Raw genomic sequence first — 24,773 nt, 5'->3', positions numbered from 1 at the left:
AGCCAGACACTTGCCTGCCTGGCTGCACCACTACAACTGGCACAGGCCGCATAGCAGCCTCAACTACAAACCGCCAATTAGTCGGGCTCCAGTGCCACTGAACAACGTACTGGGTTTACACAACTAGCGACGCTCTGCCCCAGTGCCTTGACCGCTATCAAGGCGCGGGGTCGGCACCGGGCCATACTGCCGGTTCCCGATGTACCAGGAGCTCGCCATGTCCAACCCGACCGCCCCGCTCGTCTATGCCTGCTCCGGCTGCTCCAACGTGGCGCAACTGGCCAACACGCTCGCGGTGCGGCTGGATCGCGCCGGTCTTGCGGAAATGTCCTGCATCGCCGGGGTCGGCGGTCGGGTGAAGTCGCTCGTCGGCAAGGCCACCTCGGGCCGCCCGATCCTGGCGATCGACGGCTGTCCGCTGCACTGCGTCCACGCCTGCCTGGCGCAGCATGGCGTCACCCCGGACGTGCACATCACGCTGAGCGAGTACGGGCTGCGCAAGCGCTATCACCAGGATTGCAGCGCTGACGAGGCCGATGCGCTGTTCGACGACATGAAGGCGATCATCGCCAGCGACCGCTTGCGGCAACGGGCCCTCAGGACCGGCTGACGAGGCGACCGGTCCCGCGGCTCGCGGGGTTCAGCGTGCGACCGCACCGGTGACCGGCTGGCGGGCCACCTCGGCACCGGCCGTCTGCATGGCCTTCCAGAGCCACGCCGGCAAGGTGTCCGGGTCGAGGCTGTCGATGAGGTTCTTGATCGCCAGGCCCAGCTCGGTATCGCCCTCGATCACCAGCCGGCGGCGGAAGAACAGCGTGTCCGGATCTTCATGCCGGCTGGCCAGCAGCAGGAATTCGCGCCAGTTACCGCGAATGGTCACATCCACCGGCGCCTGCGCGGCGATGCGCAAGTGCTGCCGCTCACAGGTCAGGCACCAGGCCAGGCCGAGGTCGGCGACTTCCAGGCGCAGCCAGTGTCCGTTCAGCACGTCGAACGCGCCCTCGCCCAGCGGCTCGGCGAGCGCCCGGTTGAGGCTGCGTTCGAGCGCCACGCGCTGGACCAGGAAGGGCACGCGCGCCGTCAGCGGCAGCACGCGATCGGCCAGCCTCAGCAACCCCTCGCGCGGGCTCAGCATAGGCCCACCTCCTCGGCGCGCAACATGCCCGGCTGGCCGTGCCAGTAGCCGTTGCAACCGCCGATGGCCAGCGGCGGCGTCGCGCCGCGGCGTACGGCATCGAACATGGTGATCACCTCGTTCATCCCGGCGGCGCGCGGGCTCAGGCGCAGCAGGTTGGCGCCGCAGGCGCTGAGCCCGGCGTAATCGGCCAGCAGGTTGCTCACGTCGCCGGACATTGTCTGAATCCCGTTGAGGGTGAACAGCGCCTGGCCTTCCTGGCTCAGCAGCGGAATGCCTTCGGGATAGCCCTGGCAGCAGAACTGGCAGTCATCCTTGGGTCGGTTCTCGGCACGCGCGGTGAAGCAGCGGGCCGAATAGGCCAGCGGCAGGTGGCCGTAGGCGAAGATTTCCAGCTCCGGCACCGTCACATCCAGCCCGCGCAACTGCGCCATCGCCTGCCGGATCAGCGCGCCCGAGCATTCCACCGGCGGCACCCAGCGCACCATGCCGGCGTTCACCAGCTCGGCCAGCGCATGCCCGTTGTAGAGGTTGAGCGCCGGACCGCCGACGAAGGGCAGGCGCCGCTCGGCGAGCAGTTGCACGGCGCCCATGTCGTTGGCCTCGACGCGCAGGTCGCCGTTGTCGCAGAGCCGCTTGAGGCTCGCCAGTTCGGACGCGGCCTCGACCAGCGCCAGCCCCGAGAGCACTACCTCGGCCTGGCTGACCTGGGACAGCTCGCGCGCCAGCCCGAGCCAGTCGTCCAGCCCCATCGCGCGGCGCTTCGAGCAGACCGTCTCACCGAGATAGATGACGTCGAGCGGCTGGCTCGCCATGTCGGCGTAGAAGTCCAGCAGGGTCTTGCGATCCCAGTAGAACAGCACCGGGCCGAGGCTCAGTTTCATGCGTGATTCCATTGCGAATGCCTCATTGCCAGGCGCGGTGATAGGCGCCGAGGGTGGTCTGGCTGCCTTCGGAAAGACCGGCCAGTACGTCGCGCCAGGCCGGTTGCACGGCGTAATGAGCGGGCGACTCGAGGTAGGCATCCAGCGCCGCGCGCCAGACCCGCGTGACCTGCTCGACGTAGGCCGGGCTGCGCTGACGCCCTTCGATCTTCATCGCCGTCACGCCGATCGCGGCGAGTTCCGGGATCAGGTCCAGGGTATTGAGGCTGGTGGGCTCTTCCAGCGCATGGAAGCGCTGCCCATTGACCATGAAGCGGCCCTTGCACAGCGTCGGGTAGCCGGCGGGTTCGTCCCTCGCGTACCGGTCGATCAGCACGTCGTTCAGGCGCGAAGTCAGGCCTTCGGGCTCTTCGCTCCAACGCACGGCCTTGGCCGGCGAGCACACACCGCACAGGTTCGGCGATTCACCGGTGAGGTAGGACGACAGGTGGCAGCGACCCTCGGCCATGATGCAAAGGCTACCGAAGGCGAACACCTCGATCGGCACCGGACTGCCGGCCGCGACCTGGCGCACCTGCTTGAGCGACAGCACCCGCGGCAAGACCGCACGGCGAATGCCGTAGCGTTCCTGATAGAAGGCCAGGGAGGCGGCATTGGTCGCCGAGCCCTGTACCGAAAGGTGAAGGTTGAGCTGCGGATATCGACGACTGGCGTAGGCGAGCACGCCGGGATCGGCGGCAATCAGGGCATCGACCCCAAGGTCGGCTGCCTGGTCGACGGCGCGCCGCCAGCGCTCCCAGCCCTCGGGCTGCGGATAGGTGTTGACCGCCACATAAAGCTGCCGGCGTTGCTCGCGGATCAGCCGCAGCCCGGTTTCGAGCTGGCGCTCGTCCAGGTTCAGGCCGGCGAAGTGGCGGGCGTTGGTGTCATCGCGAAAGCCGACATAGACGGCGTCGGCGCCTTGCCGGACGGCCGCCTTGAGTGCGGGCAGGCTTCCTGCCGGGCAGACCAGGTGCATGTTTCGGCTCCAGAATGTCGAAGCCGGCAGTGTAGGAATGCGACCGCTCGTCGGCATTGATGAGCGTCAAGGCGAGTCACGGGGTCCGGTATCGCCTCAGTCGCTAGATGCCTTCATCGCCCTCGAATTCCTCGGTGGCGCGCGCGACCATCTGCCGCCAGGCGCCCGACTCCTCGGCGAGCATGCGCAAGGCCTGCAGGCTGTGCTCGAAGGCATCGCGGTAATGCAGGGGCTGGTCTTCCGTCGCGGCACGCTCGGCACTGGTCTTCGCCTGGTCGAGCAGCGCTTCGAAGCGTTCGAGATCTAGGGCCATGGCAGTCTGTCCTCCTCGGTTGGCATCGCTCGTTGGACCTCGCCACGGCGTGAGCATTCATCGACCGGTCACTTGATGCCGAGACGGCGCGCCAACTTGTGCAGGTTGCTCGCATCGAGCCCCAGCTGCCGCGCGGCCTGCGCCCAGTTCTCGTCGGCAGCCCGCAGCGCGCGGGTGATCGCCTGTCGCTGGCAGGCCTCGACCTGTTCGCGCAGGCCGACCTCCTCCAGGCCGTGCGCCGCCGCCTCGTCCAGCGGCACCGGTGCCGCGACAGGATTACTTATGCCACCGGCTGAGGCGTCGAGGTCCAGCAGTTCCGGCTCGAGCGTGAGGATGTCGCTGCGCGAGGCCCCGCGACTCAGCAACCGCAGCGCGGCGCGGCTGATCACGTGTTCCAGCTCGCGCACGTTCCCCGGCCAGGCATAGGCACGCAGCGCCCGCTCGGCGGCCGGCGACAGACGCACGCTGCGCAGCGCCAGCCGCGCACGGTTCAGCTCGAGAAAATGCCCGGCGAGGATGAGGATGTCGTCGCCGCGCTCGCGCAGTGGCGGGATCGGCGCCGGGTAGACCGACAACCGGTGATACAGATCGGCCCGGAAGTGCCCGTCGCGCACGCTGTCGCGCAGGTTACGGTTGGTCGCGGCGATGATGCGCACGTCGACCTGACGCGGCGCGTCGGCGCCGAGCCGCTGGATCTCGCCGTTCTGCAAGGCGCGCAGCAGCTTGGCCTGGACGCTCAGCGGCAGCTCGCCGACCTCGTCGAGGAACAGGGTGCCGCCGTTGGCGGCCTCGAAGCGCCCCGGACGGTCGGTGGTGGCGCCGGAAAAGGCGCCGCGCGCATGGCCGAACAGCTCGCTCTCGGCCAGCGACTCGGGCAATGCGGCGCAATTGACGTGCACCAGCGGCTTGCGCCGCCGCCGGGAATGCAGGTGCAGCCAGCGGGCGAACAGCTCCTTGCCCACACCCGTTTCGCCGAGCAGAAGCACCGGCAGCTCGGAATCGGCGACCACTTCCAGTTCGCGCAGCAACGCGCGAATGGGCGCGCTCTGCCCGATGATCTCGCCCTCGCCTCCCACCAGCTCGGTTTCCAGCACGCCCGAGCGGGCCAGCCGCAGGCTGCGGTTCTCCTGCTCCAGGCGGGTCATGCGGATGGCTGCCTCGATGATCAGGGTGTAGCGCTGCAGATCCCGTCGCGCGTCCATGTCGAAGGTGCCTGCCTGCAAGGCGTCGAGCGTCAACGCCCCCCAGCACTCGCCCTCGACGTGCAGGCTGACGCCCATGCAGTCGTGAACGGCCAGCGCCTCGCCGACCTGCTCGTCGATCAGGCCGTCGTAAGGGTCGGGCAACGGGCTCTGCGGTTCGAACCAGGTGGGCTCTCGGCGCGCCATGATCGCCGCCAGCCGCGGATGCTGCGCCACGACGAAACGCCGTCCCAGCGCCTCGCGCGCCAGGCCGACCGCCGCCAGCGGCCGCAGGCTGTCGCCCTCCAGGCGCAGCAGCACCGCCGCGCCGCAATGAAAGTGGTGGTGCAACGTCTGCACCAGACGCTGCAAGCGCACCATCGTCGGCAGCTCGGTCACCAGGTCAGCCAGCAGGGCGTCGTCCATCATGGTCGTATTGACCTCTCGCGGTAGTAATAACCATGATCGACAGGGTTGTTTCTACCCTGAAGACCGCCAGACCCCTTATACCGCGGGCCGTGGCGCTTGGCACGCCGGTTGCGTAAACAGGGTACGAACCTGCCTTGGAAGCGCCCCCGATGACCACCGCCCTGATCGACCAGACCCTTGGCCAGCTGGCCAGCTCCATCCCCGGCGCGAGCCGGATCTTCCACAGCTTCAAGCTCGACTTCTGCTGTGGCGGCAACACCTCGTTGCGTGAGGCCGCCGCGACGATGGGCCTGGACGCGGGCCTCATCGCCGACGCCTTGCAGGCCCTGGTCGCCCAGCCGGGCGACGAGCCGGACTGGCGCAAGGTGCAGGCCGGTGAACTGATCGAGCACATCCTCGCCCGTTATCACGAGCGGCATCGCGACCAGTTTCCCGAGCTGATCCGCCTGGCGCGGCGCGTCGAGCAGGTCCACGGCAACCGGCCGGAATGCCCGAACGGGCTGGCCGAGCACCTCTGGACCATGCAGCAGGAGCTCGAAAGCCACATGCTCAAGGAGGAGCAGGTGCTGTTCCCGATGCTGCTGCGCGGCATTCCGGTCACCCAGGTGCAAGGGCCGATCTCGGTGATGCGCCTGGAGCACGATCACCACGGCGCCGCGCTGGCGAAGCTCGCCGCATTGACCCAGGACATCACCCCGCCCGCCCAGGCCTGCAACACTTGGCGTGCCCTTTACCGGGGGCTCGAGGAGTTGCGCAGCGACCTGATGCAGCACATCCACCTGGAGAACAACATCCTGTTCGCCGGCGGCACCCTTCAGGCCTGACAGCCCACCGGGCCGGTTCGCCGGCCCGCGTTCATCGGCCACGCTCAACGGCCCACGTTCAATGGAGAGCTCAATGAAACATGCCCAACCGATCGCCTGGGGCGTCGCGCTCGCCGTGATGCTCGCCGTGTCCAGCCAGTTCGCGCTCAGCTTCGCCGTCGGCCCGACCGAGCAGCCCCTGCAAGACCGGACGCTAGCCAGCGCCCAGCGCTGAGACACGATAACGCCGACGCCATGACGTCGAGCTAGGCTTAGCCGACCTAATCAGAAAACACAGGAATGCCTTGCATGGTGCTTCACCGCGTTCACAACCAGATCCTGCGCAGCCACCACCTGTTCGAGCCACTGAGCGATGACCAGCTCGACGAACTCATGAGCACCAGCCAGTTGCTGAACCTGGACAAGGGCGACAACCTCTTCCTCCAGGGCGAGCCGGCGCACGCCTTCTACTTCGTCATCTCCGGCGCGGTGAAAATCTACCGCCTGACGCCCGATGGCCAGGAGAAGGTGTTCGAGGTCATCGGCAATCGCCAGACCTTCGCCGAAGCCATGATGCTGATGGACACGCCGAACTACGTCGCCTCGGCGCAGACGGTCGGCCCGACCCAGGTCTACCGTTTCTCCAACGCCACCTACATGCACCTGCTCGAGAGCAACAACCGGCTGTCCTTCGCCCTGCTCGGCAAGCTCTGCGTGCGGCTGCATCAGCGTCTCAACGAGATCGAAACCCTCTCGCTGAAGAACGCCACGCACCGCGTGGTCCGCTACCTCATCACGCAACAATCACGGGTGGCCGACGGCGGCAATCGCTTCGAATTGCCGATGGCCAAGCAGCTGGTCGCCGGGCACCTGTCGATCCAGCCGGAGACCTTTTCGCGGATCATGCGTCGCCTGGTGGACGAGCACATCATCGACCAGGACGGCCGCATCATCACCGTGCTGGATCGGCCGCGCCTCGAGCAGTTCGAATAACGGAGCCTGCGCATGCCCAAGTGCCTCTATTGCCAACAGGACAACCCGCCTGCCGAGCCGGAATGCCACCACTGCGGCATGCCGCTGCCGGCGCTGGCGGATTCGGCACCGGCACGCAAGCAGCGGCGTTTCCTGTGGTTCGTCGTGGCGCTGACGGTGTTCTGCGCCGGGATGATCGTCTGGCTGCCGCGCAGCATTCCCTAGCCCGGATACGGAAAAAGGGCAGCGCCGAGGCGCTGCCCTTCTGTGTCTCGTATTGTTCGTCAGAGCCGACGGCGCTTGCCGGTGATCATCGACATCACCAGGTTCTCGCGCAGCTGCACGCTTTCATACAGCGCCGCCAGCACATGCAGGATCGCCAGGCCCAGCAGCAGGTTGGCGAAGGTTTCATGCACCAGCAGCGGGCCATCGGCACCCCAGAAATAGTCGACCTCCTGCATCAGAAAGCCGGTCACCGCCAGGCCGGCCATCAGCCCCATCATCAGCAGCATCACCAGCGCGCCGAGCGGAGAGTGGCCGAGCCGGTGGTAGCGCTGGCCGGCACGCAAGGCACGGCAGTGCTCGCCGAGGCGAGCCCGCGTCGGCCAGAAATCCGACCAGCGCGCCGAAGCCGGCCCGAGGAAGCCCCAGGCCAGCCGAATCGCCAGCCAGGCGGCCGCGTAGTAGCCGATCCACTGGTGCCAGTCATCGCCCTCTTCGGTAAAGAAGTAGTTGGCGACGAAGGCACCGGCCAGCGACCAGTGGAACAGCCGGATGAGCGGGTCCCAGAGGCGGACGCTGGGGCTGGGGCTGTCCATCAGTCTTCGATTTCAGTCTTGACCGCTTCGCCGGTCACCGGGTCGTGGTAGATCTCGACCTTCTGCCGGTCCTTGTTCCAACCGTAGATCTCGTAGCAGTTGCCATCGGTGACCTTGAACTTGCTGATCTCGTAGCCTTGCGCTTCGAGGTCCTGCTGGAATTTTTCCTTGTCGAGCCACTGCGACGGGTCGGCGGTGGTGCATTGCGGATCGGCGAAAGCCAGGGGGCTGGCGAAAACGAGGGACAGCAGTAGCAGCTTGCGCATGGCGCACTCCTTACGGGTTCGAATTGTTGTGTGCATCCGACGCCGATCGCCCCGGTGACCGGCACCACGGCGAACCTCGCGGCAACGGAGGCGTTCCGATAGACCGGCGCCCCGCGCACTTGTTGCACGCCGCTACAGCGGTACGGCGCCGCACGCCAGGTGGTTTCGGTAGAAATCCAGCGCGGCGAGGTTCTTGTCCTTGGCTTCGAGCATGATGTCGAAGCGATCCAGGAAGCCGCGCGCGTATTCATTCGCCCAGCGGTTCCACATGCGCCGACTGTGCGCATAGAGATCACGCTTGCTGACCCTGGTGAGCAGCTCGGCCATGTCCAGCGGTTCATCGGCACTGAAGCCGAGCTCCATCAGATGCTCCGGGGGCTGGGAGTAATGCATGGTCGGGCGCACACCGCGCCAGCTGTCGAGGATGCGTTCGATCCGCGGATCGTCATGGGCGATGCGCCGCTCCTCATGAACCCAGCAGTGATGAATGTCCAGCACCACGGGGGCGAGATCGGCCAGCTCCAGGCAGGCATCGATGCCGTAGGTTTTCTCTTCGTTCTCGAACGTGATGCAGTTGCGCGCCGTCTCCGACAGCCGAGGCCAGACATGCCGCACGCCTTGCGCACCGAGCCGCCCGGCGATGTGCACGTTGCACTTGAAATCCTGGAAGGTCCGGCCGAAGCCCATCATGCGGATCATGTCGGCGTGGTATTCGAACTCGGCGACGCTGTTGTCGACCACCTCGGGCCGGTCCGAACCCAGCACGCAGTACTGCCCCGGATGCATGGACAGCCGCACGCCCGCCGCGCGCGCCTGCGCACCCAGCGCGGCGAAGCGTCGCTCGAGCGAGGCTTGCATGTCCGGCGCGCGATAAAAGTCCGCGACCTCAGGATGGCTGTAGAACGGCAGCAGGTCGCTGCTCAGCCGCAACATGCGCAGCGGCTCGGGCAGCATCGCCACGTAATCGATCAGTTGCCGCTGCGCCTCGAGGTTGTGATCGACGATCTCATGGAGCTTGGCGCTCGCCTGCTCGCGCGCGACGCTGTTGAGCCAACGCAAGGTCGTCGTGCGCGGGTTGAACGCCCGCTCGATGCTCTCCAGCTCCTTCACGGACAACCGCTCGTCCGGGTGCCGGTACTGACAGGCGAAGCCGATTCGATACATGCACGCTCCCGGTGATCGCTACGCCCTGGCAGGGCCGCTCGAACACTTAGAGGCCGCGAAACTACGCCTGCGTCAGCGACGCGATGAAAGGTAACGGCCCGCTCGTCGCAAGGGACGTAACCGCTTGAAGATGCGCGGAAAACAACGAAAACCAGGGGTTGACAGCCACCAGGGCGGCGAGAATAATGCGCGCCACTCGGCTACGTAGCTCAGCTGGTTAGAGCATAGCATTCATAATGCTGGGGTCCGGGGTTCAAGTCCCTGCGTAGCCACCATCTTCGAAAGGGGTTCAGCGAAAGCTGAACCCCTTTTTCTTTGCCCCCGTTTTAGGCGGGACGCCGATCCGAACCAGCGATGCCGGTCCGGGGCGAGGCAGCCGTCCCCCGCTAGCTGCCACCTTCAACTCAATGTGAGCCCTGCCCATACGCCGCGCGCCAGCAGGTACCAGACGCCGCACCCGGTCAGCGTCAAGGCAACGCCGCCCACCCAGATTCCCAGCGCGATCTCCCATGCCAGGCGGCGTTCCGCACGGCGGCGCGAGGTGTAGAGGGGGTGGAAATCGTCTTCGTCTCGCTCTGCCCGCACGGTCATGGCTCCTGAAAAATGGCGCGCATGGTACCTCCCCCCAGTACGTTCGGGCAGTGCTGCCACGACGACGATCGCTCGGGACCGATCGTCGCGCCGAAGGGAGTGCCTGAAGGTCATCCGGGTCCTACCTGAACGGAACCAGACAGGAAACGAGGTCAGCATGAACGACGAAACCAAGCCCCTTGAGGGCGGACTGACGCCTCCAGGCTATGACGAGTACGGCGATGGGGAAGAGCTTGCGAACACGCCCGAGCAGGTCCGGGAGACGCAGCGCCGGCGCGAGGCGGCGCGCGAACGCGACGAGGCACCCGCTCCAGTAGCCACGCCCGAAGATAATCCCGGAAAAAGCCCGCTGGGTTGAATCACGCCGGGCGTTGCAGGGTCGCCAGCAGCAACCCGCCAAAGATCAGCCCGCCGCCGACCCAGTGGTACGGCTGCAGGGCCTCGCCCAATAGCAGCCAGCCGAGAATGGCGACGAACACCGGCATCGAGTAGCTGGTGATCGCCGCCTTGGCGGCGCCTACGACTTTTACGCCGTTGTTCCACGCCAGGTAGGCGATGAGCGATGCGAAAAGCGCCGTGTAGAAGATCGCCGCGAGATTCGAGAGCGACGGCTCGAAACCGCCCACTTGCGACAGTTCCCACAGGTAGAACGGCAGAATCAGTGGCGTGCCGAGCGTGACCAGGGCGGTGAGCAACACCAGCGGCGGCACGGTCAGGTAGCTCCCCCAGCGGCGCAAGAGCAAGGTATAGAGCGCCCAGACGACCACCGCGACCAGCATGACCAGGTCACCGGGGGTGAATTGAAGCCCGGCCAGGTTCGCCCATTCGCCGCGACTGATCAGGAGCAGCAGCCCCACGGCGGCGATGGCCAGGCCAACCCATGCGCGTCGTCGCGGCCACTCACCGAGCAGCAGGCCGCCTCCGATGAACGTCGCCAGTGGCAGGCAGGTATTGACGAGCGAGATGTTGATGGCCGGCGTCGTTTGCGCCGCGCTGTAGAGCAGCGAGTTGTAGCTCGCGATGCCGAGCGCGGCGATCACCCAGAGACGCCATCCGGCCCGTCGAAGCGCCGAGCGGTGGTGCCACATGTCTCTGCCGACGAACACGAGCAGGATGGAGAGCGCAAGGAACCAGCGCCAGAAGGACAGCGCCAGCGGCGGGATGTCTTCGAAGAATGCCCGGGCGACCAGTGCATTGCCTGCCCAGAACAGGCAGGCAAGCAACAGGCCGGCATAAGCCAGTGGCTGGCGTGCCGGCACTCAGAGGAGGCCTTGGCGTGGACGCAGGCGGTATGGCGGCGGTAGTTGGTCCGGTCCGCTGACCGTGACGTCGAGGTCCTTCCAGAGGCCATCCTTGATGCCGTAGATGCAGCCATGCACCGACAGCGGCTGGCCGCGGTGCCAGGCGTTCTGGACGATCGCGGTGCGGCTGACGTTGGCGACCTGCTGGATGACGTTCAGCTCGCACATGCGGTCGACCTGGGCTTCCTCGGTCGGCAGCTTGGAGATGTCGTCGCGATGCTGGTAGTACAGGTCGCGGATGGTACGCAGCCAGCCGTCGATCAGCCCGAGCTGGTCGTCGCGCATCGACGCGCGAACACCGCCGCAACCGTAGTGGCCGGTGACCAGGATGTGCTTGACCTTGAGCACCTCGACCGCGAACTGGATGACCGAAAGACAGTTCAGGTCGGTATGGATCACGACGTTGGCGACGTTGCGGTGTACGAACAACTCACCCGGCAGCAGCCCGACGATCTCGTTGGCCGGAACGCGCGCATCGGAACAACCGATCCACAGGTACTCAGGCGTCTGCTGCTTGGCCAGCTTCTGGAAGAACTCGGGATCTTCCTCCTTGATGGCTTCAGCCCAGCGTGCGTTGTTCTCGAACAGATGACCCAGTTCTTTATTCATCTCTTGCCCCTGCTTGGTAACCGAATGACCTTACGAATCGTTCGGAGCTTTGACAAGCGCGTCGCCAAGCAGGTCACAGTTCAAAGGGCGAAGACCTGGGCGGTGCCGGACGCCTTGGGCCGCGAGACGAACGAGCGCAGATCGCGCAGGAAATTATCGCGCCAGGCGCCGAGGTCGGCCGCCCTGATCGCGCGCATCATGTGTTCGTACCGGTCCTTGCGCTCGGCCAGCGACATGCGCAGCGCCCGGTCCAGCGCCTCGGCCATGCCGACGGTGTCGTAGGGGTTGATGATCAGCGCGGACGTCAGCTCGCGCGCTGCGCCCGCGAAGCGCGACAGCACCAGCACGCCCGGATCGTTCGGGTCCTGGGCGGCGACGTACTCCTTGGCGACGAGGTTCATGCCATCGCGCAGCGGCGTGACGAAGCCGATGTCGGCAGAACGGAACAGCCCCATGAGAATGCGTCGCTCATGGCTTTTGTTCAGGTAATGCAAGGGCGTCCAGTCGAGGTCGGACAAGCGGCCATTGAGGTGGCCCGCCTCGCTTTCCAGCTGCTGGCGTATGGCCTGGTAGGTCTTCACGTCGGAGCGCGATGTCGGGGCGATCTGGATGAATTCGACGTTACGGCGGTGTTCGGGGTACCGATCGAGGAAGGTTTCATAGGCCTTGAATCGCTCGACCAGGCCCTTGGAATAATCCAGCCGGTCGACGCTGATGATCATCTGGCGCAGGCCTCCCTCGGAGTTGCGCCCGATAAGCTGGCGCCGGCCGCGGTAGCTGGCGGCGGTCTGCTGGATCTCGTCGGGCATCACGCCGATCGGGTAAACCCCGGCGCGGAAATTCTGGCCATACGCGGTGAGACTGCCGTCCGGCTCGATGATGCCGCGTACTTCACGGGTGACGTAATCCTGGAAGGCCAGCCGGTCGGTGTCCGTCTGGAAGCCGATCAGGTCGTAATAGCAGAACGTCTTGAGCAGCTCGTTGTGAGGCGGAATGGCGGTGAGAATCTCCGGCGCCGGGAACGGAATATGAAGAAAGAAGCCGATCCGGTTGCGGATGCCGAGCATGCGGCAGGCCTCGGCAAAGGGGATCAGGTGGTAATCGTGGATCCAGATGATGTCGTCGGGTTGCAGGAGCGGCTTCAACTTCTCGGCGAGCATGGCGTTGACGCGCCGGTAGCCTTCGTACTCTTCGCGGTTGTAGCGCGCCAGGTCGATGCGGTAGTGGAAGATCGGCCACAGCGTGGCGTTGGAAAACCCGCGGTAGTACTGGTCGTAGTCGCGCTTGGTGAGGCCCATCGTCACATAGGTGATGTTGCCGACCGTTTCGGTGCTGGTCTGCGGCGTGGCGCTGACCTCCCCGCTCCAGCCGAACCAGATGCCGCCCGACTGACGCAGGGCATCGTACACGCCGACCGCCAACCCGCCGGCGGCCACCTTGCCTTCCTTGATCGGGGCCACGCGATTGGACACCACCACTAAACGGCTCATATGAGTTCACCCCCCAGGTTCTTGTTTATGCCCCCCTCGCTTACCGACGGCCCGAGCAAGCCCCGCAGCCAACGCGCCACGTCCGCTACGCCTTCCAGCCGATAGCGGGCGCAGGTGTCGCCCGGTCCGACCCGGATGGAAAGCCCGCCCAGCCCCTCGACAACCGGAAAGGCGGCTTCGTCCGTCAGGTCATCGCCCACGAAGACAGCCTGCCGCCCGGCGAAGGGTCGCTGCGCCATGAAGGCTTCGATCGCCGCGCCCTTGCTGGCCGAACGCGGCTTGAGCTCGAACACGCACTTGCCCGGTTGCAGACGCAGCAGATCGGCGTGCCGGTTCGCACAGGCTTCGGCCAGCCGCCGCGCATCGTCTTCTCGCTCGGGCGCACCGCGGTAATGCAGGGCGAAGGCCATGCCCTTGCTTTCCAGACGCAGGCCGGGCAATTCGCGGCAGGCAGTCTCCAGTTCCTCTTCGATCGCGGACAGCAGCCCGGCATCGAGCGAAACGCGCTCCACCCGCCCCTCGGCATCGCGCCGCTCGGCGCCATGTATGCCGGCCGCCGGCAACCGCAAGGGCGCGAGCAGGCGGTCGATGTCGTCGATACGCCGACCGGACACCACGGCCAGCTGCGCGCCCTTCGACTGCAAGGCGGCAAGCGTGTCGAGCGTCGTGGCAGGGATGAATACCGCTTCGGGGCGAAGTTGAAGGTCTGCGAGCGTGCCGTCGAGGTCGAGAAACAGCGCGGCACGCTGGATGTCCAGCACGGGAGGGGCGTCTAGATCGGTCATGAAGGCTATGACCCCGCCAGGCCACCAAGGGTTCGCCAGGCCTGACTGACCGTCCGGCCGACGATCGGTGTCGTAGGAATCTTTGCTCGTCAGGCCGAGTCACAACCACAGGCCAGACGCATTGAGGAGGTCGCCATGAACGAACCACGCAATACCCGGGTGCCGGCAGAGATCGATGACATCGAAGACCGCATGGGCTCGCTCGAGCAGCTCGACTTCAGCGATCGGCGCGATGAGCGGCGCGGGCGCGTCGGCGATGAGATGCCCGAGGCCGAGGCCGAGGATCGCTATCCGCCCGAGCGCGTCGCCGAAGCCGGCAAGACCGCCGGAGAAGTCGTCGACGACACGACCACGATGGACGACCTTGCGCCGGAGACGCTCATTCTCGAGGACGGCGCACGCTCGTCTTCGGAGCGCGGCCACGGATTGCCTGTCGATCGGGACCTGACGGTGGTCTCGGAGCATCGCATCGGTGCCGACGTCGATCTCGACGAGGCCGAGCGCGGCCGCTACGAGCCGCTGGACGGCAAGCCCTGGGACGGTCCGGCCGACGGCGATCCGGATACCGGACTCAGCGGAGGAACGGCCGTGCTGACCGACGATGCGGGGGATGTGCTGTCCGACGAGGAGCTGGAGGGCGATGCCCCCCTGGACTCGGCGCGCGACAAGGCGCCTGCGCGCTGATCAGTCGATCAGCGCGCAGGCCATGACGAGCGCGTCCTCGCGCCCGTCCGCCGCGGGGTAATACCCCTTACGGCGACCGATTTCGTTGAAGCCGAAGCGCTCGTAGAGCCGGTAAGCCGTCTGATTGCTGGCCCGCACTTCGAGGAAGCACTCGGTCGCATGCCGCGCCATCGCCCGCGCCATCAGGTGCTCGAGCAACCGCAGGCCGAGGCCACGACCCTGGTTCTGTGGCTTGATGGTGATGTTGAGCAGGTGCGCCTCGCCGGCGATCACATTGATGACGCCGTGACCGACCTGCTGCTGGCCTTCAAACATCACCCAGCATTCGTAGGCGGTCAGGCTGTCCATGAAGATGCCGCGCGTCCATGGATGGCTGAAGGCGGCGTATTCGATTTTCAGCACCGCGTCCAGGTCGGACGCGGTCATCGGCCGAAAGCTGACGGCGTCACTCATGCGGCGTGTTCCAGCGATGCATGCTGCGCCGGATCGCCGTCCAGAGCGCACGCTTCTGATCCGGCTCATCCATCAACCGATCGAGCGCCGGCATGGCCAGCGCGACGCCGAGCCCCTCGATGGACAGCTCCTGATTGCATTTCAGCGGATCGGCTTCGCCGGCGTAGCGCAACGCGGCCGGCCCCACCAGCCACAGGCAGGCACAGGGCGCCTGTTCCAGCTCGGCCAGCAACAGGCCTTGAACGTAATCGCACGCGGCCTGCTCTCCCTGATCGAGGTTGCCACCTCGGATGAGCGGCCAGCGCACCGGCTCGCCGTCACCGACCTGCTGCGGCGCGTCAGGCAGTCCCGAAGCGCGCAGGATGTCCTTGAGCAGCAGGTACGCCGGATCGCGACTGGCGAAGGGCTCGCCGGTCGGCAGCTCGACGAGCAGCAGGCAGGCGCCGGCCCGCAGCAGCTGGAGGGTGAAGCGTGGAACCGGGGTAGCGGCCGGCGACGGCACGTCGGCGACGGGCTCGACAGCGACCGGTTTGGGCGCCGGCTCGACCAACCGTACCCGCGGCGCTTCGATTGGCGCCGGTCTGGCGGTCGGCGCTGCGGGCTTGCCGAGCACGTCGGCCACGGCGGCGACCGGGTCCTTGCGCTCATCGGCGGAGGAATCGAGCGCTTCGGCCAACAGCGCCGGATCGGACGGTGCCGCATGGGGCAGTACGACCCGAGGCACCCAGACATCGACCTGCATGGCCTGAAGATAGGCGCGCCGCTGAGTTTCGTTGTTCAAACCGCGATCACCTGCTGAGGAAGTCCTGCTGGAAGGTCGGTGGCGGCCTGCGCCGCGGGGTGCGATTGTCGCCGGAAAGATGCCGCCACGAAAAGCACGGCGCATCCGCCAAGATGGCCGGTACCTCGGGGAGCCAGGGGTTATGCAGTACAATCCGCGGCTTTGCCCAAGCTGGCCGTTACGATGATTGACCCCAAGCGCGTCCTGCGCGCCCTCGCTGAACACTGGTCCCTGCTCGAGCCGCTTTGCGAGCGCTTCGACGCCGGCACCCTGAGCCTGATCGAGCTGCGCACGCAACTGATGGCGCAGCTGCCGGAGGGCACGCCAACCGACGTCACCGCCCTGCTCGACCAGTGGATTCGCCTCGACATCCTGGTGCCGGTGGCCAAGAGCCCCAACCGTTTCGAACTCAACGCGCAGATCCACGACTTCCTCGCCTACCTGCGTCGCGAGCACCGGCTGGGCCTGTGTCTCGAGATCGAAGCCTACCTGCGGCACCTCGAGCGCCTGGCCGGGCACATCCAGGAGGCCTTCGAAATCCGCGACGGCAATGATCTGGCGCGACAGCTGCGCCTGCTCGACATGCGCGTGCGGGATGTGCTGAAGAAGCTCGCCAACGACGAGCAGGCCCTGGTTGGGGTCGCCGATCGCGCCAAGACCAGCGATCGGCAGATTCCGCTGCGTCAACGCTATGCCGAGGTGCTGGCCACCTGGGACGAATACGTCGAACCCATGATCCAGCTGGTGGCCGCCGATGGCGCCTTCGAGCAGGGCGTACGGCGCGTCGAGCAGGTGCTGCTCAAGCTGCTCGGCGAGCAGCAACGCCTGGGCCAGTTGGTCGATGACGACCTGCTGCTGCGCACGCATGCACGCATCCTGGAGATGCAGACCACGGCGCAACTGACGCTGCGCCGGGCGCGCGAGTTGCTGCTGCCGTTGCGTGAGGAGGCGCGCCGGCACAATGCCGTGACCCGCGGCGCCGCGCTGGCGCTGTCGGCGATTCGCAAGCGCGGACTGGATGCGGTGCCGCAAGCGTCCCTGCCGCTGTTCACCCGGCCGCAGAGCACCTTCCTCGGCACAGCATCGCAGGTCGAGAGCTACGTCTATGCCCTGGCCCGCTTCGAGCCCAAGCCGGCACGTTTCCCCAAGGCCAGCGGTGTCCGCACGGGCAACGCACCCCGCGCGCCGCGCACGGTTCGCGAAATGGTCGAGCGCTGCGAGCAGGCGCTGCCATTGCCGGACCTGATGACCTGGCTGCTCGAACAGGAACCAGACGGCGCGACCGACGAATTGCTCTACTGGTTCTCGCGCCTCTCGCGTGATGCCCGCTTTCAGCGTGAACGGCTGGAGCGTCGCGAATACCTGACCCGTGAACACCGCGTCAGCCTCAGCTCCTTTGCCCTGGTGGGCCAAGTCAATGCGCAAGCCTGACGCGGGGCGGGCGCTGCTCGGCCCGTCTACCCCGCACCCCACCTGCGAACCTTTCGGTGGAAAAAGCCTTGTCGTTTTCCACGCTACGATCCGATGCGAGTGACCGCATGAACCTCGACCTTTCCGAACTTTCCTTGCTGGCGCCGATTTTCCGGGAGCTGTTCAAGGGCTATCACATCAGCCGCCGCGAGCCCGAACTCTACACCCAGCTGTCGAACCTGCAGGACGCCTACCGCGCCCTGTTCCGCGCGCTGGGTTTCGAGCTGGTATGCGACACGCGCGGCTTCTATTACCTGGTCCCCGAACAGATGGGCGCGCAGGTCAACAAGACCGCCCAGCGCCTGGCACTGTTCACCTTCATCCTTGTCGAGCATCTGGCCGACCAGGGACGCGACCCACTGGCCGTGCTCGATGGCGGCAGCCTGGGGCGCGACGAGCTGCCCGCTCTGCTCGATAAATACCGGGACCTCTTCGTGCAGGCCGAAGTGATCAGCCAGGAAGAACTCGAGGAAAAGGTGATGCGTCGCCTCACACAGCTGGGGTTCGCCGCCGAAGAGAGCGGCATCTACCGCTTTCTGCCGCCGATGCATCGCTTCCTCGACGTCTGCCTCGCCGTCCAGCAGGATCGGGATCTTGCAGCCGCCCTGCACAGCGACCTGCCATTGCCGGCGCCGGTGCTGACCGACGATGACGACGCCGGCGCCGCCGTGCCGGACGTTTCCCCCGATGAGGCCTTCGACGAGGACGCCGCCCTCGCCCGCGCCATCGCCGAAGAACAGGAGCTGCAAGCATGAGCCAGGAACGCTACGGCATCCGCCGATTCGCCCTGCTGAACACCGCCGGCTACACGCTGGGGCTGTTTCCGCTGGAGCAGCCGCTATCGATCTACGGTGCGAACAACCTCGGCAAGTCGGCCTCGATCAACGCGCTGCAGTTTCCGATCCTGGCGCGGCTGTCCGACATGAGCTTCGGCAAGTACAGCCTGGAGCAGTCACGGCGCTTCTACTTCGCCTCGGACACCAGTTACATCCTCGTCGAAGTCGCGCTCGCCCACGGCCCGCATGTGATCGGCGTCGCTGGCCGTGGTCCGGGCGGCGGCTTCGGCCACCAGTTCTTCGCCTATGCCGGCGAGCTGGACCTCGATCATTACCAGAAGGACGGCACCTGCCTGCGTCAGCGTGAGCTGTTCGCCAATCTCGGCCAGGCCGGCATCGTCGCCTATGAGCTGAAACCCGAGGAGCTCAGGCGCCTCCTGGTCGGTGGGCATACCTCGATCCCGCTCGACCTCACGCTCATTCCGCTGCGCTCGACCAGCGAGCAAAGCCTCAAGACCTTCCGCGCGCTGTTCATCAACCTGCTGCACATGCGCGAGATCACTGCGGCCAAGCTCAAGCAGCTGTTCCTCGACGCCTTCGAACACAGCCTGCGCTCGGGTAGCGTCGATTACATCGCCGCGACCGAAGAAGCCTTCCGCGATGTGCGGCGGATGGAGCAGGACTACCAGGCGCTGGTTGCGGCCGGCCCGCTCGTCGAAGCACTGGCGGCAGGCGTGAGCCAGCGCGAGGCGCTACGCGGCAAACTGCATCGCCTTTCCCCCCTGCTGGACAACCTGCTGGGGGCCTGGCAGGACTACGCCGGTGCCCGCAAGGACGAGTTGCTGGCGCAGGCCGAGCATTACCGCCACGAACAGGATGGCCTGCAGAACGAGCAGCGCGGCAGCACCGCCGAGCTGATGCGGCTCGAGCGCGAGATCAGCGACATTCAGCGCTGGCTGGGCGAGCTGGCGGTGCTGAACAACCGCTTCGCGCTGGTCGATGACGTGCAGGTGCTCGAGCAGCAGCTCTTCGCCGCCAAGGACGCCCACGACGAACTCGCCGGGGCGCTGGCGCAGTCCCGGCAGTTCTCCAGCGATGACCTGGATCAGCGCGTGCGCGATCTCGAGCAGCGTCTCAAGTCGGTCCGCCAGCAGCTCGATCATGCCGACAACAACAGCTATTCACGCCTGCGGGAGGAATTCAGCCAGCAGGACGTCGATCGCCTGATGCGGCTCTTCAATGGCCAACTCTTCAGCTTGCCGCTGGGCGAGAAAGGCATCCAGGCGGACGGTGATGCATGGGTCGGGGCGGTCGAGGCGGTGCTGGCACGCTTCACCGGCGATCGCTTCGAGGTACCCGGGCTTTCGATCGACCTGTCGCTCATCGAGCCCCCTGCGCTGCAGGCGCTCGCCGATCGGGCCGCGCTGCGCGACCAGCGCGATCGCCTGGAACGCGAGCTCAAGCAGCTCAAAACCCAGCAGGCCGTGGCCGCCGACCGGGCCGCCAGCAAGGCCCGCAGCGAGCAGCTTTACCAAGCGGTGCTCGATGCACAGAAGGCGCTGGAAGACTTCCGTCGCAGCCAGACGCTGGGCGCCGAGCAGCCCGGGAAATTGGAACGCCTGGCCGAGGCGGAGGCGGCTCAGGACGAGCTCAAGCGTGCGACGGATTCCTTCACCGAGCGGGTCCAGCAGCTCTCGGCGAAACTTCAGCTGATTGGCCGGCAGCTCGCCGACCTAGAAGCCAAGGAGCGCACGCTCGAAGACGCCTTGCGCCGCCGCCAGTTGCTTCCGGCCAACCTGCCGTTCGGTACGCCATTCCTGGATCCGGTGGACGACTCGCTGGACAACCTGCTGCCTCTGCTCAACGACTACCAGGACAGCTGGCAGGCGTTGCAGCGCATCGATGGGCAGATCGAAGCGCTCTACGCGCAGGTTCGCCTGAAGGGCGTCGCCAAGTTCGACAGTGAAGAGGACCCCGAGCGACGCCTGCACTTGCTGGTCAACGCCTATGCCCATCGCCAGGACGAGGCGCTGACGCTGGCCAAGGCGCGTCGTGCCGCGGTGACCGACATCGCCCGCACGCTGCGCAACATCCGCAGTGACTACGACAACCTCGAACACCAGCTCGCGTTGTTCAACCGGGAGATCAACAAGCGCCAGGTCTCGAACCTGGAGAGCTTCCGCATCGTGCTGGCGCCGAACAAGGATGCCCTGCGCCACATCGATCAGATCATTCACAGCGCCGGACAGTACGAGGAGGGAGAAACCTTGTCGGTGTTCGATCTGAGCCAGTCAGCCGAGCAGGACGCGAAGAACGAGGAGGCACGTGATTACCTCGCGCGCCTGGTCGCCGCCAATCACAACCAGCTCGGCTTGAAGGACCTGTTCGAACTGGCGTTCGAGATCACCAAGGTTGGCGGTCAGCCGGTCATGCACACCGACATCGACGGTGCGGCCTCAAACGGCACGACCATGACCATCAAGGCGCTGACGAACATGTACCTGTTGCTGCACCTGATGGATCGGGAACGAGCTGGGCAGATTCGCCTGCCGTATTACCTCGACGAGGCGGCCGACATCGACGAGAGAAACCAGCAGGCGTTGATAGAAACCAGCCTGCAGCTTGGTTTCGTGCCGATCCTCGCCTCGGTCAAGCCGCAGGTTTCTGCCGATGTCGCAATCGATCTCGAAGGCGGAAGCACGCCGAGTGGCATTTACCTGGACGAAGCGGACTGGAAGTTCATCCGGCGTCGTGCATCGACCGACGACTCGCGGACGACGCGAGCGATAGCTACCGAAACGGCCTGATGCCGATCCGATGCCGGCGACTCAGTCGGCATCGGCCGGCTGGTCGCTGGCCAGGGTGATCTTCGGAGCCCAGTCCAGCCACTCCTCCCTGGGTTCCTTGAAGAGGGCGAAGGTTTGCCCGGGTCGCGCAGAATGGCCCATCGCTTCGGCTTCGGGCGTAGCAAAGGCGACGCCCCCTTCGATCAGCGACTCCAGGGAATCAGTGCGGATCTTCGCGCCTTCCAGCAAACCGAAGTCGAACCCGAAACCACTGGTCTCCCAGAAGCGGCTCCCAGTGTGTACCAGCGGCGCATAGCGTGGCTCGATCACGATTCGGATGAGCACCCGATCGCCGGTCGGCCCGAGCGCGTAGCTCACGACGCGCCCGACCGTCACCTCCCGATAGGTCACCGGATTGCCGGGCTTGATCGAGCCCAGTCGGGCGGCGCTCAGCACCAGGTGCAAACCTTCCGCTTCCGGCGCGGCGGGTGCGCGTTCCAGGGCGACGAAATCATGACGCGGTGCAGCATGGCGCTCGCCCGGGCGAACCTCGACATAGGGGCCGGTCACCAGGGTGCCGAGATTGGCGGTGCGCAGCAATCCGAGCTCCGGCCGGACAATCCAGAACGCAGCACCATCGCGTGCGATCACCTCGCCCGCCTCGGTGATCTGCGCGGTCAGGACGACCGTCTCGAAATCAGCCGACAGCGAGATCGTCTCGATCCGGCCTACTTCGACGCCTCGGTAGCGAATGACCGTACCGGGCGCCAGTCCGTCCGCCTGCTCGACTTCAATGCGGACTTGCTCCCCCACGCGCAGGGCCGAGGCGCGGTCATCATGAAGCGTGAATCGCGAGATGCGTTCGCCTTCGGCCGCATCAGGATCTGGCGTTTCGAAGGCGATGCCGCCCGCGAGCAGGCTCTGCAACGACTCGCTGCGCACCTCGATCCCGGATAAACCGCCACTGAGCGTGATGCCGCTGGCGTTCCAGAAGCGCGTCGAGCTGTTTACCAAATCCTCGTAGGCCGGCTCGATGTGCACTCCGATCATCACTTTCTGCTGATCGCGCGAGAACTGATAACTCTGGACCGAGCCGACCTTCACTTGGCGATGAAGCACCGGGCTGCCGACATCCAGCGAACCGAGCGCATCGGCGAACAGCACGAGGTGCTTGCCGGGGGCTCGTATGTCGAGCGGAGGGGCCTTCAATCGAGCCGTGAACTCGCGCGCCGGCTCAGCACCGGGCTCCCCGGGCCTTATTGCGATGTAGTTGCCCTTGACCAGCGCCTCGAGACCGGTGATGCCGGCAAGGGAAATGGATGGGGTAACTACCCAGAAGTCCGTTCCCTCTACCAGGGAGTCCTCCATCAAGGGATCCAGGGTGAGTCCGGCGGTCGCCTCGTTGAGATCAGGCGAGACCGTGAGCGTCTTCAGCACGCCGACCTGCATCCCTTTGTACATGACGGGCGTGCGACCGGCCTGGAGTCCTTGGAATTCAGTTAGGTGAACGATGATTCGAATGCCAGCCTGGGCCGCCTCGAAATCTTCATAGAGCCGGAAGGGAATCGAGGGATCGGTCGGCGGGCTGTCCTTGCGGTGCTCGGGCGTAGCGAATGAGATACCGCCGGCAACGATGCTGGCCAGCGACTCGGCATGAACCTTCACGCCCGAAAGACCGGCATCGATGCTGATGCCACTGGCATTCCAAAAACGCGTGTGCTTGCGAACCAGCGAGGCGTATTCAGGCTCGATATAGACCTTGACCTCGATGGTCCGCTGGTCTGCGCCCAGTTCGTAATTTTTGACCTGCCCTACCTGAATCTGCTTGTAGTACACCGGACTGCCGCGATTGAGCGACCCGAGCCGATCTGCCTTGAGCGTGAGATGCAAACCGGGATTCAGATCGGAAAGCGGAGGCTCCTGGGCCAAGGCTGAAAATTCACGGGTGGGCTCGCCACCGCCGGGACTCACCGCAATGTAGTTACCGGAGACGAGCGTTTCTAACCCGGTAATGCCCGCCAACGTGATACTCGGCTTGACCAGCCAGAAGCGTGTTTGCTCACGCAGATAATCCTGGGCGTCCTTGTTCATTTCGAGCGTGGCCACGACACCGCGCCTCTCTCCTTCATCGTCGAGGTCCAACGCCGACACCTCGCCAATCGACATCCCTTTGTAAACAACCTGCGTCTTACCGACCTCGATACCTTCGCCCGTTTCGAACCGAACCCGGATATTGACCCCCCGCTCGCTGTACGCCTGCCAAGCCAACCAACCTCCAATAAGCAGGGCGATTAGCGGCAGTACCCATATGGCGGACCATGTCGAAGCCGGACGGGCGCGTGCAACAGGTAGTTCATTCATGTTCGGTGGGCGTCTCCGTGTTATCCCAAATCAGCCGAGGGTCGAAGGTAAGTGCGGCGAGCATCGTCAGTATGACAACGCTGGCGAAGGCAGTGGCGCCAAGGCCCGGCTCCACGCTCGCCAAGTTACCGAAATTGACTACCGCAACCAGGATGGCAATCACGAAGATATCGAGCATCGACCAACGGCCTATCCATTCAATGAAGCGAAAAGTGACGATTCGCTGCCGGGCTGATAGCCGTCTGTGCCGCTGAACCGATAACAGCAGCAAGCCTATTCCAACTAACTTGAAGGTCGGCACCAGAATGCTCGCGATGAAAACGACGCTGGCAATCGGCAACATGCCGTGCTGCGCCAGCGTAATGATGCCGGACATGATCGTATCCGGAGTACCGCTTCCGAAGGAGCGCACCGTCATGATCGGCAAGAGATTGGCGGGCAAATAGAGAATGGCAGCCGTAATCAATAAGGCCCAAGTCTTTTCAATGCTGCGCGGACGCCTCGAATACACTTTGGCACCACAACGAATGCAGGGGTGGCCGTCGGTGGACCGCGCCGGATTCAGCTGGTGACACTCCAGGCAAACCAGCAATCCTGCATCAATCGCGCGCACGGTCTTGCTCCGCAAGGGCTTCCCATACTTGCTGCGGCGACATCTTGATTTCCAGCCATACCTGCACGAGCAAAAGGGCTACGAAACAGGCCAGACCCGCTCCCACGGACAACTGAGCCATATCGTTCAGTTTGATGATCGACACGAGAATGCCGAGCAGATACACCTCGAGCATCCCCCAATCACGCATATGGTGGTACACGCGATAGGCGAACACACCTGCACGTCGGCCTTTATCCGAAATGACGGTAAGCAAAACGAATAACTGGCATAGCAATTTCAACAGCGGAACAACCATGCTGCAAAGAAAGACCACAAGTGCAATCGAACGCATGCCGCTCTGGTAGAGCCCTAGCACACCAGTCCAAACGGTATCGTATGTAGTTCTGCCTAGCAGGCTAAGGTTAACAATCGGCAGGAAGTTCGCCGGGATATAGAGCAGCAAAGCGGTTAAAACCAAAGCAAGACTCTGCCCTATTACATTGGGTCGATACGACAGCAACTCGTAATGACAACGCGGACATTCGAGCGCAACGCCTTCTGCAATGGCGCCCTTTCGCATGATCAGGTCGCATTCTGGGCAGGCGATGAGGTTGCCCGACTCAAAGGCATCCGAGGGCAGCTGCGTTAGCTTCATGGTCCGTTCCTTGAGTACCGGAGGGACAGGTTACCTGTTCCCTCGGCATCTTGGACATGTTCGCTGGCGATGCAGTCGAAGCCAGCGCCACAGGCGCCCAGGTTACCATCGCCCAAAGATAAACGCCCCGACCGATAGGCCGAGGCGTTTGGGATAGGAGCTTGACGATGACCTACTCTCACATGGGGAGACCCCACACTACCATCGGCGATGCGTCGTTTCACTTCTGAGTTCGGGATGGGATCAGGTGGTTCCAACGCTCTATGATCGTCAAGCAATTCGGTTGGGGACGCGGTGTTGGCCGTTTCCCCGAATGGGTATGTGATGTGGTTGCGATTCGCAAATCTTCGGTTGGTGTCGGCTTCGACCGCACCCTCTGGCAGCGCCAGATTGTTTGGGTGTTATATGGTCAAGCCTCACGGGCAATTAGTATGGGTTAGCTCAACGCCTCAC

29 protein-coding genes, 1 tRNA gene and 1 rRNA gene are annotated in these 24,773 nt (G+C 65.0%); 12 read left to right on the top strand and 19 right to left on the bottom strand.

Going from position 1 to position 24,773, the window contains the following annotated elements:
- Both D7325_RS18890 and D7325_RS18885 read left to right on the top strand, forming a co-directional pair.
- Window positions 1-127, top strand: a 127-nt coding sequence (locus D7325_RS18890) for an integrase core domain-containing protein (protein WP_162988075.1), incomplete at its 5' end; no start/stop codon positions are given.
- A gap of 90 nt (window positions 128-217) precedes the next feature.
- On the top strand, window positions 218-610 hold the full coding sequence (locus D7325_RS18885) for a putative zinc-binding protein (protein WP_120998003.1): 393 nt from the start codon (window positions 218-220) through the stop codon (window positions 608-610).
- 30 nt (window positions 611-640) lie between these two features.
- Here D7325_RS18885 and ubiT read toward each other — a convergent pair whose 3' ends face one another.
- The 5 genes from ubiT to norR form a co-directional block, all read right to left on the bottom strand.
- A complete protein-coding gene (ubiT, locus tag D7325_RS18880) occupies window positions 641-1,135 on the bottom strand; it encodes a ubiquinone anaerobic biosynthesis accessory factor UbiT (RefSeq protein WP_120998002.1) in 495 nt (164 codons plus the stop codon).
- A complete protein-coding gene (locus D7325_RS18875) occupies window positions 1,129-2,019 on the bottom strand; it encodes a U32 family peptidase (protein ID WP_120998001.1) in 891 nt (296 codons plus the stop codon). Before D7325_RS18875 ends, ubiT begins: the two co-directional genes overlap by 7 nt.
- A gap of 22 nt (window positions 2,020-2,041) precedes the next feature.
- Entirely contained in the window at window positions 2,042-3,037 is a 996-nt protein-coding gene (gene ubiU / locus D7325_RS18870) for a ubiquinone anaerobic biosynthesis protein UbiU (RefSeq protein WP_120998000.1), read from the bottom strand.
- A gap of 103 nt (window positions 3,038-3,140) precedes the next feature.
- A complete protein-coding gene (locus tag D7325_RS18865) occupies window positions 3,141-3,350 on the bottom strand; it encodes a hypothetical protein (RefSeq protein ID WP_120997999.1) in 210 nt (69 codons plus the stop codon).
- 68 nt (window positions 3,351-3,418) lie between these two features.
- Window positions 3,419-4,960: a nitric oxide reductase transcriptional regulator NorR gene (gene norR, locus D7325_RS18860; RefSeq protein WP_120997998.1), complete on the bottom strand. Its 1,542-nt coding sequence runs from the start codon at window positions 4,958-4,960 to the stop codon at window positions 3,419-3,421.
- A 149-nt stretch (window positions 4,961-5,109) separates the two neighbouring features.
- On the opposite strand from norR, the gene ytfE reads away from it, so the two are divergent.
- The 4 genes from ytfE (at window position 5,110) to D7325_RS18845 (ending at window position 6,960) form a co-directional block, all read left to right on the top strand.
- Window positions 5,110-5,784 carry an iron-sulfur cluster repair protein YtfE gene (gene ytfE / locus D7325_RS18855; RefSeq protein WP_120997997.1) on the top strand — a complete coding sequence of 225 codons (675 nt, stop codon included), beginning with the start codon at window positions 5,110-5,112 and terminating at the stop codon, window positions 5,782-5,784.
- A gap of 73 nt (window positions 5,785-5,857) precedes the next feature.
- Window positions 5,858-5,998: a hypothetical protein gene (locus tag D7325_RS19160; protein WP_162988076.1), complete on the top strand. Its 141-nt coding sequence runs from the start codon at window positions 5,858-5,860 to the stop codon at window positions 5,996-5,998.
- A gap of 74 nt (window positions 5,999-6,072) precedes the next feature.
- Entirely contained in the window at window positions 6,073-6,756 is a 684-nt protein-coding gene (locus D7325_RS18850) for a Crp/Fnr family transcriptional regulator (protein ID WP_120997996.1), read from the top strand.
- 12 nt (window positions 6,757-6,768) lie between these two features.
- Window positions 6,769-6,960 (top strand): DnrP protein, encoded by a 192-nt coding sequence (locus D7325_RS18845; protein ID WP_120997995.1) that lies wholly within the window; start codon window positions 6,769-6,771, stop codon window positions 6,958-6,960.
- A gap of 59 nt (window positions 6,961-7,019) precedes the next feature.
- Here the strand turns inward: D7325_RS18845 and D7325_RS18840 are convergent, their stop codons facing one another.
- From D7325_RS18840 to D7325_RS18830, 3 genes are all read right to left on the bottom strand, one after another.
- On the bottom strand, window positions 7,020-7,553 hold the full coding sequence (locus D7325_RS18840; RefSeq protein WP_120997994.1) for a cytochrome b/b6 domain-containing protein: 534 nt from the start codon (window positions 7,551-7,553) through the stop codon (window positions 7,020-7,022).
- The gene (locus D7325_RS18835; protein WP_120997993.1) at window positions 7,553-7,819 is read right to left on the bottom strand and encodes a PepSY domain-containing protein; all 267 of its coding nucleotides are present in this window, start codon (window positions 7,817-7,819) and stop codon (window positions 7,553-7,555) included. Before D7325_RS18835 ends, D7325_RS18840 begins: the two co-directional genes overlap by 1 nt.
- Before the next feature lie 132 nt (window positions 7,820-7,951).
- Window positions 7,952-8,983: an apurinic/apyrimidinic endonuclease family protein gene (locus D7325_RS18830; protein WP_120997992.1), complete on the bottom strand. Its 1,032-nt coding sequence runs from the start codon at window positions 8,981-8,983 to the stop codon at window positions 7,952-7,954.
- A gap of 198 nt (window positions 8,984-9,181) precedes the next feature.
- On the opposite strand from D7325_RS18830, the gene D7325_RS18825 reads away from it, so the two are divergent.
- Window positions 9,182-9,258, top strand: a tRNA-Met gene (locus D7325_RS18825).
- 124 nt (window positions 9,259-9,382) lie between these two features.
- On the opposite strand, the gene D7325_RS18820 is transcribed toward D7325_RS18825, so the two are convergent.
- Entirely contained in the window at window positions 9,383-9,574 is a 192-nt protein-coding gene (locus D7325_RS18820) for a hypothetical protein (RefSeq protein ID WP_120997991.1), read from the bottom strand.
- A gap of 157 nt (window positions 9,575-9,731) precedes the next feature.
- Between D7325_RS18820 and D7325_RS18815 the strand changes: the two genes are divergently transcribed.
- Window positions 9,732-9,932 (top strand): hypothetical protein, encoded by a 201-nt coding sequence (locus D7325_RS18815; protein ID WP_120997990.1) that lies wholly within the window; start codon window positions 9,732-9,734, stop codon window positions 9,930-9,932.
- Window position 9,933: 1 nt separating this feature from the next.
- On the opposite strand, the gene D7325_RS18810 is transcribed toward D7325_RS18815, so the two are convergent.
- From D7325_RS18810 to otsB, 4 genes are all read right to left on the bottom strand, one after another.
- The gene (locus D7325_RS18810) at window positions 9,934-10,833 is read right to left on the bottom strand and encodes a DMT family transporter (RefSeq protein ID WP_120997989.1); all 900 of its coding nucleotides are present in this window, start codon (window positions 10,831-10,833) and stop codon (window positions 9,934-9,936) included.
- Window positions 10,834-11,484, bottom strand: a complete 651-nt coding sequence (can, locus tag D7325_RS18805; RefSeq protein WP_120997988.1) for a carbonate dehydratase — start codon at window positions 11,482-11,484, stop codon at window positions 10,834-10,836.
- An 80-nt stretch (window positions 11,485-11,564) separates the two neighbouring features.
- Window positions 11,565-12,974, bottom strand: coding sequence for an alpha,alpha-trehalose-phosphate synthase (UDP-forming) (gene otsA / locus D7325_RS18800; protein ID WP_120997987.1), 1,410 nt, complete (start codon window positions 12,972-12,974; stop codon window positions 11,565-11,567).
- On the bottom strand, window positions 12,971-13,759 hold the full coding sequence (gene otsB, locus D7325_RS18795; RefSeq protein ID WP_120997986.1) for a trehalose-phosphatase: 789 nt from the start codon (window positions 13,757-13,759) through the stop codon (window positions 12,971-12,973). Before otsB ends, otsA begins: the two co-directional genes overlap by 4 nt.
- Window positions 13,760-13,894: 135 nt before the next feature.
- On the opposite strand from otsB, the gene D7325_RS18790 reads away from it, so the two are divergent.
- Entirely contained in the window at window positions 13,895-14,443 is a 549-nt protein-coding gene (locus tag D7325_RS18790) for a hypothetical protein (protein ID WP_120997985.1), read from the top strand.
- On the opposite strand, the gene rimI is transcribed toward D7325_RS18790, so the two are convergent.
- On the bottom strand, window positions 14,444-14,896 hold the full coding sequence (gene rimI, locus D7325_RS18785; RefSeq protein WP_120997984.1) for a ribosomal protein S18-alanine N-acetyltransferase: 453 nt from the start codon (window positions 14,894-14,896) through the stop codon (window positions 14,444-14,446).
- Window positions 14,889-15,677, bottom strand: a complete 789-nt coding sequence (locus D7325_RS18780) for an energy transducer TonB (protein ID WP_120997983.1) — start codon at window positions 15,675-15,677, stop codon at window positions 14,889-14,891. Before D7325_RS18780 ends, rimI begins: the two co-directional genes overlap by 8 nt.
- Window positions 15,678-15,860: 183 nt before the next feature.
- Here D7325_RS18780 and mksB point away from each other — a divergent pair, with 183 nt between their 5' ends.
- From mksB to mksF, 3 genes are all read left to right on the top strand, one after another.
- Window positions 15,861-17,108: an Mks condensin complex protein MksB gene (gene mksB, locus D7325_RS18775; protein ID WP_120997982.1), complete on the top strand. Its 1,248-nt coding sequence runs from the start codon at window positions 15,861-15,863 to the stop codon at window positions 17,106-17,108.
- A gap of 107 nt (window positions 17,109-17,215) precedes the next feature.
- On the top strand, window positions 17,216-17,902 hold the full coding sequence (gene mksE, locus D7325_RS18770) for an Mks condensin complex protein MksE (protein ID WP_120997981.1): 687 nt from the start codon (window positions 17,216-17,218) through the stop codon (window positions 17,900-17,902).
- Window positions 17,899-20,730 carry an Mks condensin complex protein MksF gene (gene mksF, locus D7325_RS18765; protein WP_120997980.1) on the top strand — a complete coding sequence of 944 codons (2,832 nt, stop codon included), beginning with the start codon at window positions 17,899-17,901 and terminating at the stop codon, window positions 20,728-20,730. Before mksE ends, mksF begins: the two co-directional genes overlap by 4 nt.
- Window positions 20,731-20,751: 21 nt before the next feature.
- Here mksF and D7325_RS18760 read toward each other — a convergent pair whose 3' ends face one another.
- The 4 genes from D7325_RS18760 to rrf form a co-directional block, all read right to left on the bottom strand.
- Window positions 20,752-23,070 (bottom strand): PqiB family protein, encoded by a 2,319-nt coding sequence (locus tag D7325_RS18760; protein ID WP_120997979.1) that lies wholly within the window; start codon window positions 23,068-23,070, stop codon window positions 20,752-20,754.
- Window positions 23,063-23,683 carry a paraquat-inducible protein A gene (locus D7325_RS18755; protein ID WP_120997978.1) on the bottom strand — a complete coding sequence of 207 codons (621 nt, stop codon included), beginning with the start codon at window positions 23,681-23,683 and terminating at the stop codon, window positions 23,063-23,065. The genes D7325_RS18760 and D7325_RS18755 overlap by 8 nt, the downstream gene beginning before the upstream one ends.
- A complete protein-coding gene (locus D7325_RS18750) occupies window positions 23,670-24,320 on the bottom strand; it encodes a paraquat-inducible protein A (protein ID WP_120997977.1) in 651 nt (216 codons plus the stop codon). The genes D7325_RS18755 and D7325_RS18750 overlap by 14 nt, the downstream gene beginning before the upstream one ends.
- A gap of 159 nt (window positions 24,321-24,479) precedes the next feature.
- Window positions 24,480-24,595, bottom strand: a 5S ribosomal RNA gene (gene rrf / locus D7325_RS18745).
- Between the last annotated feature and the right edge of the window lie 178 nt (window positions 24,596-24,773).

This window comes from Stutzerimonas urumqiensis (assembly GCF_003640395.1).
GTDB classification, from domain to species: domain Bacteria; phylum Pseudomonadota; class Gammaproteobacteria; order Pseudomonadales; family Pseudomonadaceae; genus Stutzerimonas; species Stutzerimonas urumqiensis.
This window is presented reverse-complemented; position numbering and strand designations above follow the sequence as displayed.